We start from the raw sequence: 12,431 nt of genomic DNA, 5'->3' as shown, positions 1-12,431 counted from the left end.
TGGTGTGGTGGCCGCTTTTCGTCTTTGAGGCACGGGCCTTTGCGAGACAGGCCGCCGGTTCACACGTCGCGATATCCCTCCGCGGTCTTGAGCCGGTGCCGGATCGTGTTTGGCGCAGACAGTGTTTGCTCAATGAAACAGCCCTTCTTGGCTGCCTCGATCAGTGCAATTTGGTCCTCAATAGGGGCGGGGCTGTCCAGGATCACGTCGATGGCAAAGCTTTTGGGACCCGTTTCGTAGACCTTACCAGCCTTCGCCCAATCCCAGGTGATTTGGCAATCCACCTGGAGGTCTGCAATCTCGACCTTCAGACGTTTGGCAAATGCGCGGATCTGGGTCATCAGACATCCGGTTAATCCACCGATGAACAAGGCGAGAGGCGGGGGCGCTGTGGCGTCGCCTCCGTGAAAGGGCCCTTCATCGGTTGCAAGTTCGAAATGCTCGGCAAAGGGTTTGACCATGCGCACATCAAGATCGTTGCGCATCTTGCCCGTCGCCGTGCCGTGGCATGTGAATGTGACCTCGGCACGGGCTGGCATGTTTTCAGGTGTTGCTGTCATCTTGGCCTCCGCGCCGGACTGTGTTTCGCAAGGTTCCGATCCGCTCGATCGTCAGCGCCATTTCATCGCCATCCGCCAATTTTCTGCCGATCTCAAGGCCGCAGCCGGTGCCGACGGTGCCCGATCCGATGACTTCGCCGGGGTACAGGGTTTCCGACGCGGAAATATGCGCAATCACGGCGGCAAAATCATGGTGCATCTGGCGTGAATTGCCACCGCCCCACCGCTGGCCATTGACCTCGACATGCATATCAAGTTGGGCGGGATGGGGTATCTCATCCGCGGTCACAACCCAAGGGCCCAGAATGTTGCCTGTGTCAAAATCCTTGCCCTTGGCGGGGCCAAGCTGACCTGCCATTTCGCGCATCTGGGCGTCGCGAGCGCTCACATCATTCAAGATCGTGTAACCCCAGATGTGGCCTGGCGCGTCGGCTTGGGAAATATCCTTGCCCTGTTTGCCGATCACGATTGCAAGTTCGAGTTCCAGATCGAGGTGATCGCAGTATTTGGGCCATTGCACCGTCTGCATGTGGCCGACAAAGGACATGCGATTGCCCTTGTAGTAGATCGGTTGATCGTACCAGACCGGCGGGATCGTGAAGGGGCGGCCCGTCATCTTCTCCGCCTGCGCAAAGCTGTTCAGCAGGTGTTCTTCGAAAACCAGACAATCGCGATATTGCACGGGGCGCAAGGGCACGCGGTGCTCTACGTCCGAGAGGGCAATGAGGGCCTCTTGCGGGGGCTCAGCCATCAGCTTTCGCGCATGCTCCAGCGCATCTGGGCCGGCTTCGATCATCGCCACCATGTCGGAGAAATGCCTGGCATCCGATGAGGCCCTTGCAAGATCGAGAACGGTGTTTTCGTCCACAAGTGCAACAAGGCGATCCTTGTCTTGATAACAAATTGTTCCCAGCTTCATGTGTCGTCCCTCAGTATAGCCACGGCGCGGGTAAATCCGGCAGAGGCACGTTTTATCTTGATCGGAAAGCAACTGATGTCGAAGCCCGTGGGCGGCAAGGCCTCAAGGTTGGACAGCTTTTCCATATGGCAATATCCGATATCAATGGAGGCACGGTGCCCCTCCCAGATGATTGAAGGATCGCGGTTTTTTGCCCATTCCGCCGCAGTCAGAGCAAAAGGCGCATCCCAAGACCAGGCATCGGTTCCCGTGACACGCACGCCCCGTTCAAGCAGATAGAGGGTTGCGTCGCGCCCGATACCGCAACCTGATACAAGGTAGTCCTCATGCCCATAGCGGAGCCCGGCAGAGGTGTTGACCACCACAATATCCAGCGGTTGCAGTTGATGCCCGATGCGGTCGAGTTCCGCTTCGATATCGCGGGGTTGAACGATGTAGCCGTTCTCGAAGTGCCGGAAATCGAGTTTCACACCGGGGCGAAAGCACCAGTCCAGAGGCACTTCATCAATGGTCTTTGATGGCTTGCCGCCATCCATCGTTGAATGATGGTGGTAGGGGGCATCAAGATGGGTGCCGTTATGTGTCGAAACGGTCAGCGTTTCGACCGCCCAGCCTTCGCCATTGGGCAGATCGTCAACCGTTAATCCGGGAAAGAACGATGCCATCTGGTCGGCGGTGTCCTTGTGTGCCTCATATTTGATTTGAGGCAGCATCATTGGCGGGTCCGATGCAATGCCCGCTTCGAGCGAGACGGAAATGTCGATTATCTTGCGCGGCACGACCGCTCCTTTCTTAGGTTCAAGGGATAAGACCCGTGGCGATCACCGGAAATGCGATCACGAGAATGAGGACGCCAAGCATGGCCAGTGCAAAGGGGGCGGCCCCGATGAAAATATCGGCCAGAGTTATTGAGGGATCATCCAGTGTGGACTTGATCACATAGACGGAAATGCCAAAGGGCGGCGTGAGCAGACCAATCTCGACAGCGATCACCGTAACGATCCCGAACCAGATCAGATCGACACCAAAGGTATTCATCACCGGCATCATCAATGGAACGAGAATGAGCATGATGGATGAACTGTCCAGCATCATACCCATCGCGATCACGACAGCCACGTAAAGCGTGATGACCATCATGAGCGAGAGATCCGCAGTTGTGACCAGAGACCCGAATTCAGCGGGCAGGCCAGAGAACGCCAACATTCGCGAGTACATCTGCGCGGCGATGATCAAAAAGCAGATCGAGGCGGTCACAAGTCCGGTTTCAACCAGCACCCGCCCGATGGCTTTCAGGTTGAGCGCACGTTTGGCCAAGCCAAGCACCAGCGCACCGATGGATCCGATGGCACCTGCTTCGACCGGTGTGAAGACCCCTCCGTAGATGCCGCCAAGAACGACCGAGATCAAAAGTACGATTGGCAGACCTTTGGCCAGAACTTCGGTGCCAGACAGCGCGCCGTCTTCAGGAATGGTCGGGTTTCCGATGAAGCGCGGCGCAAAGACGGCTGTGGCGATGATGCCGAGGCCAAAAACCACCGACAAAAGGATGCCGGGGCCGATGCCTGCAAGAAACAGGTCGCCAATGCTCTGATCGGTCAGCAGACCGTAAAGGATCAACAAGAGCGATGGTGGGATCAGCATGCCCAGGACGGAAGAGCCCGCAACAACGCCCGTTGCAAAGCGTGCGTTATACCCGTGGCGCACCATTTGCGGGACCGCGATTTTGGTAAAGACGGCAGCAGAGGCGATAGAGATCCCTGTAATTGCGGCAAAGATGGCATTGGCGCCAACCGTGCCAACGCCGAGGCCGCCTTTGATCTTCCGAAATCCCTGATTGGCCACATCAAAGGCATCCCGACCCATGCCGGATTCCGAAACCAGAAATCCCATCAGGACAAACAATGGCACAACACCAAAGAAGTAGCTGGCGATGGTGTCACTCGCCGCAAGTGCCAGCGCTTTGGACGCCAGGAGGGGAGACCCTTTGATCGCCCAGATGCCCACAAAGGAGCAGGCCATCAACGCAATCGGGACATAAAGCCCGGCCATCACAAACACCACCATCGCACCAAGCGAGATCAGGCCGATATCAAACGCTTCCATCAAACGTCCTGCCCTGCATTGGAGTGACGGCGCCAGGTTTGTCCGGCGAACAGCAGGACAAGCATGATGCATCCTGCAAGAATAGTTGCTTTGACGGGCCAAACCGGGGCGGTGAAACTGCCCACCGCGCCGACAAAGGTGTCGCGTTCCCAATCGCGTACCAATGTGGGCCAGGTCGACCAGGCAATCGTCGCCAACACGCACAACCCAATGATATCCCAGATGTCCTCCAGGATCAGGGCGACGCGCGGTGCACGGCGCATGAGAAGATCCCGCAACGCGGTTGAGCGGACCATCCGGCCTGCCAAAAGGGTCCGTGGCGATTGCAGAAATACGATTGCCACGATGGACAAGGACACCATTTCAGGCACTCCGGGAACAGGCGCAGCCAACAGATTCCGCCCCGCGACATCAAGCCCAATGAGGATCATGAGCATCAAGATCAGGGCAGACCCCGCGATGTTCATCGCGGAGGCCACCCTGTCCAGCAGACCGAGCCAGAGAGAACGCTCGGTCCTTTCTTGGGTCTTGATCATTCTTTATCCCAGTCGCGCAACGGCGTCGCACCGGCATCCCGCATGGCGTTCATATAGACATTCAGAATCTCTGTGCCGGGCTGCCCGCGACCATCAAGATCCGCCGCCCATGTCGCCGCCACATTGTTCATGCCATCTGCCCAGGCTTGGCGCATTTCTTCCGGGGCGTCCGTAATGGTCGCGCCTGCGTCCGCCATAACGGCAAAGGATTTCTCAATCGCCGCTTCGAGGTCATCCAGATACCAGGCCCGCGCTGCGTCGGCGCCTTTGCGCATGGCATCTTGAACCTCGGCCGGCAGACCTTCGAACCAGTCGGTGTTGGCGCAGATGCCCCCGGCAAACTGGGCGCCAAGACCTGCGCGGGTGACATATGGCGCCACCTCGTACAGTTTGCTCGGCAATGCGGCGGATGCAAAGACGATGACACCGTCGTACACACCTGTCTGCATTTCATTGTAATAGGTTGTCAGATTGCCCGAGACCCCCACGGCACCGGTCCCTTCGAGCCAGTTCACCGCAGCGCCGGGTGCCGCGATCTTGCGCCCTTCCAGATCGGCAAGACTCTGCACAGGAAAGTTCGTCATCAAAAGGTAATCATCTACAACAACCGGCCCACCCAGATAGGTGTTGCCATTGTCGAGGTAGGCTTGCTGCATACGTGGATCATCGTTGTGCAACTGGTTCATTTTTTCACCAACCATCCGCGCGTCTGAGCTGACGAATGGTGTGTAATAGGTGACATTCTGGATCGCGAGTTTTGACGGATCGAACAGTGAAGAACACACGCCGATTTCGGCAAGCCCGCTTTCCACGGTTTCCAATTCATCTCCGACGGCTGCGATCGTTCCGCCGTATTGACCATCAAATGCCACGCTGTGTCCGTGTTCTGACAGGGCGTCGTTGGTTGCTGGATAAAACGCTTCGTCCAGCATGCGCACCCATCGAAACACCGGTGGATGCCCCGCGACAACGGTTGCGGAAAAATTCTCAGCCATGGTTGCCGCGGGCACAGCCGCCGATATCAGGGCCGCGATGCCCAGGGTTGTTGTGATCTTCATTTGTTTTCCTCCCAGAATAAATTAGATTGCGCCGCTCTCCCCCGGCGGCGGTTTAGGTCTTTTGGTTCTCGCTCAAGGCAAAAAAACCCCCCGTGGCATGTGTGGTCAGCCGATTGACCAAGGCTTCGGTTTCAAGAGGGTCAGGCCCGCTCTTTCCAGCAAGCCGTTCTGGACGGCGCGATCGCCCGACGGCCCCCACAAGCAGGCCAAGAGCCATCGAATAGGCCCATGCACAGGTTTCACGGTCAGCAGCCGGATGCGCGACCTGCAAAGCCTCGATAAATTCGAGCGCTGATGGATCGTAATATTTGCGCACCAAGGCGCGGTCCCGTTCGTCCCCGTTGACCAGCAAGGCAAATACACGTGCAAAGGAGGTGCCGCCGCCCTCTGTCGACAACGGCGGTTGAAAGAAAGCCTCAAAAATACTGCGCACCGCATTGGGGTGGGACAGATCGATCTGCTTAAGAAGTTCCGAGCGCGTTAATGTGATCGAAACGGCACGGCGTTCGATCACCGCCTCGTAGAGCCCGTCTTTGGTGCCAAAATGATAATGGATCAGCCCTTGGGCGACACCGGCGCGTTTAGACAGCGCCTTCATTCCAACGCCGTGAAAACCTGCCTCGGAGAACGCCACCTCGGCGGCGTCCAAAATGGCATTCCGCGCTTCGCTGCGCGAAGACCCCTGAACTTTTTGCACTGCAACTGTCATGCTTCACCCTAAAAACTGATTGATCGATCAGTCAAGGGATTCGTTTGATTTTCGTCATGGTCCTGCCCGTCAGGCAGGCTAGGCGCGCACCCGCAGGTGATCATGGCGGGACATTGCCGGCGATCGAATTGATGGTGTCAGGATGGAGCCGGCCAGTTCACTCTTTGCCAATGTCGCTGCGGCGCATGCGTCCTTTCCAGATGTGGCTGACCACAATGGTGATGACGATCTGGGCCACGGCAAATGCCGCCATCGCGGGCAGCCTCCCGAGCCAGTCTGCCAAGGCGCCAGCAGCAACAACGGGGACAGAAAAACCGAAATAGGCATAGACAAACAAGCCAGCCGTCGCGCGGGCACGGTCCGGTCCGGCCCGCAAGGACACCTCGGCAAGAGAAGACAGGTAGGTGAACCCATAGCTGGCCGCACTGGTCACGCAGGTGCCGATTAGGACAAGCGCCAGAGCATTCATCCAAACCCCGACAAGCAGAATGGCAAACCCCAGCGGGATCAAGACAAACCCAACACTCAACGCCGAGCCGTTCTGCATCCGGCGCGCCAGGGGTTGGCACAGGAAGCCAACAAAAATCGCCAGGAAAACCACGAGACCGATCCAGCCCTGAAGCCCCTTGGCGGCAAGTTCCAGTGGGACAATCGCAATGGTCATGCCGGTTGTGGACCACGCCAATGCCATGGCTGCGCCAAAAACCCATGTTCCGGCCGGGAAGTAGGGCAAGCGCAGGGGCGATACGGGCCGGGGAACATCGGCGCGGGGCAGGGCCAAGGCGAGGATGGCAAGGAGGGGGGCAATCACAACGAGGCTGATATAACTCGCCGGCAAAAACGTCTGACCCTGTAGGCCCAGGCTGATACTGGTCGCCAATGCACCGCCGCCGAACCCCAAGGAGGTTGCCGAAGTCACGACCAGGGCCGCCGTTCTGGCCTGCGCCATGCCAAGCAGCTCTGTCATGTAGGCGGTTCCGGATGTTGTTGCGAGGCCCGTACCGATCCCAAGCAAAACCCGCGCAATGACCAAGGTATTCCAGCTGGGAAATTGCATCAAAAGCAACGTTGCAGCGGCACCAAGACACAAGGCAAGCGCAATGGGGTATCGCCGCCCGATCCTGTCCGATAGCCCGCCCAAAAGCAGCAACGTCGGCATCAGACCACCGACATATGCAGCAAATGCCACCGTAACAGAGGTTGCCGCCGCGCCGCCTTGCAGGGCGTAGGCCGGATAGAGGGGCGATTGAAGATTTACTGCGTAAGTCACTGTGAACAGGCAGATCGTCAGAATGGGAATGGAAATCAGTCGCGGCATATGGATGCTCCGTTCTCTTTGGGAACAGCCATGTCACAGGGATGTAGTTGTCACAATTTCTTTATTGTACTAAGAACATTCGACCATGACCAAGACCCGATACATGCAAATCGCTGACAAGCTGTCGGATGCGATCAAGAACGGCGAGCTGCCGCCGGGAACAAAACTGCCCACCCATCGGGCTTTTGCAGAGAAATTTGGCATCGCCTTGGGAACAGCGACCCGCGTGTATCGCGAGCTTGAGCATCGCGGCATCATCGTCGGAGAGGCGGGCAGAGGCACATTTGTCCGCGATCAGGGCCTGTCCATGACGCATGGGCTTTTGCAAACCTCCCCGGATGGCCTCGTCGATCTGGTGTTCAACATGCCCGGCGAGACGGCGGATGCGGAGCTGCTGCGCTCCGGCCTGCGGCGGCTTGCGACCTCGGGTGATCTTCAGGCGATGATGCGCTACCAGCCGCACGCCGGGCGGCGGCACGAACGCAGGATTATCGCAGAACGGCTGGGCGCTAATCACGGCCCGATTGACCCTGATCACCTGCTGATCACCTCTGGCGGGCAACATGGTCTGGCGATTGCCATCTTGGGGCTGTTTCAACGCGGTGATGCAATAGCCGTCGATGCCCTGACCTACCCCGGCTTCAAATCAGCGGCGTCTTTGCAAGGGATCAATCTTGTGCCGGTGCAGTCGGTTGCCGGGGTGATGGACCCTGATGCGCTGGAGGCGGCGTGCAGATTGAACCGATTGCGGGCCGTCTATTTGATGCCCACGGTGCAAAACCCGCTGGGGTCGGTTATGGATGCCGGCACCCGTCGCCGTATTGTTGAATTGGCGCAGACCTATGATCTGACCATCTTGGAAGATGCGGCTTATGCATTCCTCGAACCTGATCCGCCGCCAAGTTTTCTGACGCTTGCACCTGCCAGAACCCTTCACATCGGCGGCTTTTCCAAGAATCTCGCCACGGGGCTGCGCTTGGGGTATTTGATCACACCGGAAAAACATCTTGATGCCCTGTCGGGCATCATCCGTGCGACCACATGGAACACGCCCGCATTGATCGTGGATCTTGTGACCAATTGGATTGATGACGGCACATTGGACCGGATGGAGCAAAGCAGGCGGGAAGACGGGGCCGCGCGTCAAAAGATCTGCCGGGAGGTATTTGCCGATCTCCCCATCGCGGCGCATCCGAACGCGGGCTTTGCCTGGCTGCCATTGGCAAAAGGGGCGCGGTCCAGCGCGATCATTTCAACTTTGAAAGATCAGGGATTATCGGTCAGCGGGGCAGAGCCGTTTGCAACCACAACCGCCGTTCCCCAAGCCATTCGTCTTGCGTTTGGCGGCGTTCCGAAAACAGACCTCAAGGCCGTTTTGGACATCGTGCGTGATGCGGTCGTCGCAAGCCTTTGACGCGCGCCGCGGCCCGTTCGGAACAACTGCCAATACTGCTTTGTGCGGTTTGTTGCGATGGGCTGGCGCTGCAGTCGTGGCGCCGGTCCGGCCTGATCCTCACCTCATTTAATTAAGACGCTTTCATGACATTTGGCCGGGGCATTTGATTCTGAGGCGTGGATTAAGGCAAGAAATTGCGGTTTGAGCTGCGGACACACTGAGCCGGTTCAGGATTTGTCAGCGCAAACTATCGCGATTTAGCGACCGATCCCCCACATCATATGGTGCAAACCGAAAAAAATGGCGGTGCACCGCGCCGGCAGCGCGAAAAACGGCCCTTCCGACAATTGCTCGAATTCGAACATAGATTTTTCACGTTTTACGGGAATCAATGGTCTCCAACAATAAGCGCGGTGCTGGATCTGAAAACAGGACACACCGCAAAAAACCTTGGGAGAGACCAAATGGCGGACAACGTGAACGGAACGAAATTCGGCGAAACAGCAATCCTTGGCAGCGGCGCACAATCTGTTGATATGGGCGCGGGCAATGACCGCATCATATCCTACGCGGATGGGGGGGAGCCTGATCCGGCGCAAACGCCCGGCGCGGAGGGGCGCGTTTACCCCCCTGTCACCGGCGGCACCGACGATACGCTCACAGGCGGCGCGGGCCGCGACACGTTTGAATTCCGCGCGTTGATCAATGCCAGGGAAAGCGTCGTCGGCGCGCACACCGGCAGCTCCGGCCGGGTGAATTGGGGCGGCGTTGCCGGAGAAAACGACAACGTCCATGATCACTGGGTCGAGGGGTTTGGCCTGGATACGATTACGGACTACAGCAAGGCCGAGGGTGACAAGATCAAGATCACAGGTCACACCGTGACCATTGGCGATATCACCTATGGAACGGATGAGGCCGGCGCGTTTTCCCTGATCTCAGTCTACAGCCAGCAGGGTGACGGCGGCGCAGGCGGAGCCAATACGGCCACCGGCGCCCATGACGAAGACCAACTCGGCCAGATCAAGGTTTATGGCGACAGGGTTGAACTCGCCGATTTGATTGTTGAGCGGAACAATGAGGGCATCGACCGGCTTGAGACAGCGGATGCGGTCTATGCCCCGATTGACCTTGGCATCACGCAGGTCGTTGCCAGCAACACCGACGACACCAGCTACACCGGGTCGATCCACAGGCAGTCTGACCGGATTTCGATTGGTGAAGGATCGCAAACCGTGGATGCGGGCGGCGGCAATGACATCATCTACAGCTTTTCGGATGGCGGTGAGCCGGACCCGGCCCAGACCGAGGGCGCGGAGGGGCGTGTCAATGATCCCGTCGCGGCGGATCTGTCGGACGACATCATCAAGGGCGGTCAGGGACGCGATACCTTTGCCTTCCGTCTGCTGCTCAACGCCAAGCAAGAGATACAGAACAAACACACCCGCAGCGATGGAGAGGTGAACTGGCGCGGCGTCGCCGGTGAGAACGACAATGTCCATGACCACTGGGTCGAGGGCATCGGCAATGATGTGATCCTCGATTTCTCCAACCAGGATGGTGACAAAATCGACATTCGCGGCCACACGGTGGAGGTTGCCGCGATCACCTATGGTGCGGATGAGGGCGGCGAATTCAGCCTGATCCAACTGCGCTCCCAGCAGGGCGATGGCGGTGCGGGCGGCGAAAACACGGCCACTGGCGCCCATGACGAAGATCTGCTGGGCACGATCAAGGTCTACGGCGACAAGGTGACCAAGGAAGATATCAATCTGAGAGCGGACGTGTTCTACGGCGTTGATCAGCTTGGGGATATTGCTGCCGCCGAAGCGGATGGTCTGGCCGACAATGACGCACCGCAGATCGTGCATCCACAGTGGGGTATCGAAGATCCCGAGAATTTTGAACGGGCTTTTGAGGGCACCGCGCGGGGCGATACGTTCAAGGCGGGCAGTGGCACCCAGATCGTTGAGGCGGGCGGCGGCAATGACCGGATCATCTCTTACGGCGACGCGGGAGAGCCGGACCCCGCCCAGACCGATGGCGCCGAGGGGCGGATCAATCCGGCCATCGGGGCGGATGGATCGGACGATTACTTCTCAGGCGGTGCAGGTGCGGATCGGTTCGAATTCTACGCGCTGTTGAACGGCCGAGCCGAGGTGGTGGCCCAGCACACAGGCAGCACGGGTGACATCAACTGGCGCGGCGTTGCGGGCGAGAACGACAACGTGCATGACCACTGGGTTGAGGGGTTCGGCGTTGATACGATCCTCGATTTCTCGAAAGAAGAAGGCGACAAGATCCTGGTGCGTGGCCACACCGTTGAGATTGCGGAGGTTACATACGGCAATGACGGAGGCGGTGCGTTCTCCGCCATCCGTGTGATCAGCCAGCAAGGCGACGGCGGCGCGGGCGGGGCAAATACGGCCACCGGCGCCCATGACGAGGATCCGCTTGGCATCATCAAGGTCTATGGCGACAAGGTCACCAAGGAGGACATCACCGTGAAACGTGACGGCGTGTTCGATGGCGGTGACCAACTGGCCGAGACAGACAAACTGGCTGATTACAACGGCGGCACGCAGGCCTTCCAGATCATCCAGGACGGTGTGGTGCTGGAAACAGCCCCCGATGACGTGAACTCCACTGACCAGATCGAACTTGGCTCAGGATCACAGCAGGTTTTTGCCGGACTGGGCAACGATCACATCCGCGTCTATGCCGATGGCGGAGAGCCTGACCCGGCACAGACGGATGGCGCGGGGCGCATCACGGATCCGGTTGATCCAGCACTTTCCACCGACATCGTGTCAGGCGGCCAGCACCGCGATACCTTTATGTTCAACTATCTGCTGGACGCGACAGACGTTGTTCTGGCCCGCCATACCCGTGAGGACGGCAGCATCAACTGGCGCAAGGTCGCGGGTGAAAATGATGCGGTGCACGATCATTGGGTCGAAAGCGGCGGTGATGACGTGGTCTTGGACTTTTCCAATCAGGACAATGACAAGATTGAGCTGCGCGGGCACACGGTCGAACTGGCCGAGATCACCTATGGTGTGGATGAAGGTGGCGATTACTCCCTCCTGCATGTTCGTTCCCAACAAGGCGATGGCGGCGGCGCCCATGACGAGGATAGCCTCGGCACGGTGAAAATCTACGGTGACACTGTCACCGAAGAAGATGTGCGGGTCACGGCCAAAGGGGTCTTTGACGGGATCGATATTCTGGAACCGATCGAGGGACTGCCAAACCACATCGCGGGCGACAGTGACGCGAATATGCTGAACGGTACAGCAGAGGCGGACAATATCCACGGCAACAACGGCAATGATTTTGTCTTGGCTGGCGAGGGTGACGATTATCTCTTTGGCGAGGGGCACAATGATCTGCTGTTTGGCGGTGCCGGCAATGACTGGATCGAAGGCGGCTGGGGCACTGATGCGCTTTTTGGTGAAATGGGGGAGGATACGCTGGTGTCCAACAGTGGCCATGACAACATGTCCGGTGGCACTGAGGCCGATACCTTTCTGTTCATGGATGGCACGCGTGGTGGCCAGATCTTTGACTGGGAAGACGGTGCCGACAAGATAGACTTTTCCCGCATGGATGCCGTGCAGGGCATGGATGACGTGATGATCCTGCAACTGACCGACACGGCGGCGCGTGTGACCTTCACCAATGACGCGGGCAAAGAGGGCAACATCGGTGTGATCGGGGTCAGCGGCTTTACCCTGTCGGAGGAAGACTTCAACTTTTGATCTATAGCGAAACAATCAATGCCCCGCCCCGCGATGCTGGGCGGGGCATTGGTGTGTTCGCGGTCAAT

Annotated in this window: 10 protein-coding genes; 2 read left to right on the top strand and 8 right to left on the bottom strand. The window is 58.3% G+C overall.

What is annotated here, in order from left to right; genetic code table 11:
• Positions 1 to 59: 59 nt before the first annotated feature.
• The 8 genes from K3754_RS14490 to K3754_RS14455 form a co-directional block, all read right to left on the bottom strand.
• The gene (locus tag K3754_RS14490) at positions 60 to 560 is read right to left on the bottom strand and encodes an OsmC family protein (RefSeq protein WP_259938188.1); all 501 of its coding nucleotides are present in this window, start codon (positions 558 to 560) and stop codon (positions 60 to 62) included.
• Positions 544 to 1,479, bottom strand: coding sequence for a fumarylacetoacetate hydrolase family protein (locus tag K3754_RS14485; protein ID WP_259938187.1), 936 nt, complete (start codon positions 1,477 to 1,479; stop codon positions 544 to 546). The genes K3754_RS14490 and K3754_RS14485 overlap by 17 nt, the downstream gene beginning before the upstream one ends.
• Positions 1,476 to 2,258: a cyclase family protein gene (locus tag K3754_RS14480; protein ID WP_259938186.1), complete on the bottom strand. Its 783-nt coding sequence runs from the start codon at positions 2,256 to 2,258 to the stop codon at positions 1,476 to 1,478. Before K3754_RS14480 ends, K3754_RS14485 begins: the two co-directional genes overlap by 4 nt.
• A 19-nt stretch (positions 2,259 to 2,277) precedes the next feature.
• Positions 2,278 to 3,585 (bottom strand): TRAP transporter large permease, encoded by a 1,308-nt coding sequence (locus tag K3754_RS14475; protein ID WP_203210432.1) that lies wholly within the window; start codon positions 3,583 to 3,585, stop codon positions 2,278 to 2,280.
• Positions 3,585 to 4,121, bottom strand: coding sequence for a TRAP transporter small permease subunit (locus tag K3754_RS14470; protein ID WP_259938185.1), 537 nt, complete (start codon positions 4,119 to 4,121; stop codon positions 3,585 to 3,587). The genes K3754_RS14475 and K3754_RS14470 overlap by 1 nt, the downstream gene beginning before the upstream one ends.
• Positions 4,118 to 5,179, bottom strand: coding sequence for a C4-dicarboxylate TRAP transporter substrate-binding protein (locus K3754_RS14465; RefSeq protein WP_259938184.1), 1,062 nt, complete (start codon positions 5,177 to 5,179; stop codon positions 4,118 to 4,120). Before K3754_RS14465 ends, K3754_RS14470 begins: the two co-directional genes overlap by 4 nt.
• Before the next feature lie 52 nt (positions 5,180 to 5,231).
• Positions 5,232 to 5,888: a TetR/AcrR family transcriptional regulator gene (locus tag K3754_RS14460; RefSeq protein WP_259938183.1), complete on the bottom strand. Its 657-nt coding sequence runs from the start codon at positions 5,886 to 5,888 to the stop codon at positions 5,232 to 5,234.
• A gap of 157 nt (positions 5,889 to 6,045) precedes the next feature.
• The gene (locus tag K3754_RS14455; RefSeq protein ID WP_259938182.1) at positions 6,046 to 7,206 is read right to left on the bottom strand and encodes an MFS transporter; all 1,161 of its coding nucleotides are present in this window, start codon (positions 7,204 to 7,206) and stop codon (positions 6,046 to 6,048) included.
• An 85-nt stretch (positions 7,207 to 7,291) separates the two neighbouring features.
• Here K3754_RS14455 and K3754_RS14450 point away from each other — a divergent pair, with 85 nt between their 5' ends.
• Together K3754_RS14450 and K3754_RS14445 are read left to right on the top strand one after the other, a co-directional pair.
• Positions 7,292 to 8,620, top strand: coding sequence for a PLP-dependent aminotransferase family protein (locus K3754_RS14450; RefSeq protein WP_259938181.1), 1,329 nt, complete (start codon positions 7,292 to 7,294; stop codon positions 8,618 to 8,620).
• Between the two features lie 446 nt (positions 8,621 to 9,066).
• Positions 9,067 to 12,363: a calcium-binding protein gene (locus K3754_RS14445; protein ID WP_259938180.1), complete on the top strand. Its 3,297-nt coding sequence runs from the start codon at positions 9,067 to 9,069 to the stop codon at positions 12,361 to 12,363.
• The last annotated feature ends 68 nt before the right edge of the window (positions 12,364 to 12,431 follow it).

Origin of the sequence: Sulfitobacter sp. M368 (genome assembly GCF_025141875.1) — a bacterium.
Taxonomy (GTDB): Bacteria; Pseudomonadota; Alphaproteobacteria; order Rhodobacterales; family Rhodobacteraceae; genus Sulfitobacter; species Sulfitobacter mediterraneus_A.
Note: the sequence above shows the minus strand (reverse complement) of the source record. Positions and strands in the feature narration are given on the sequence as shown.

Bases quoted from the DNA above. Each gene is read 5' to 3' on its own strand.
- K3754_RS14450 (WP_259938181.1), top strand. From the start codon at position 7,292: ATGACCAAGACCCGATACATGCAAATCGCTGACAAGCTGTCGGATGCG.
- K3754_RS14470 (WP_259938185.1), bottom strand. From the start codon at position 4,121: ATGATCAAGACCCAAGAAAGGACCGAGCGTTCTCTCTGGCTCGGTCTG.
- K3754_RS14485 (WP_259938187.1), bottom strand. From the start codon at position 1,479: ATGAAGCTGGGAACAATTTGTTATCAAGACAAGGATCGCCTTGTTGCA.
- K3754_RS14445 (WP_259938180.1), top strand. From the start codon at position 9,067: ATGGCGGACAACGTGAACGGAACGAAATTCGGCGAAACAGCAATCCTT.
- K3754_RS14490 (WP_259938188.1), bottom strand. From the start codon at position 560: ATGACAGCAACACCTGAAAACATGCCAGCCCGTGCCGAGGTCACATTC.
- K3754_RS14465 (WP_259938184.1), bottom strand. From the start codon at position 5,179: ATGAAGATCACAACAACCCTGGGCATCGCGGCCCTGATATCGGCGGCT.
- K3754_RS14455 (WP_259938182.1), bottom strand. From the start codon at position 7,206: ATGCCGCGACTGATTTCCATTCCCATTCTGACGATCTGCCTGTTCACA.
- K3754_RS14460 (WP_259938183.1), bottom strand. From the start codon at position 5,888: ATGACAGTTGCAGTGCAAAAAGTTCAGGGGTCTTCGCGCAGCGAAGCG.
- K3754_RS14475 (WP_203210432.1), bottom strand. From the start codon at position 3,585: ATGGAAGCGTTTGATATCGGCCTGATCTCGCTTGGTGCGATGGTGGTG.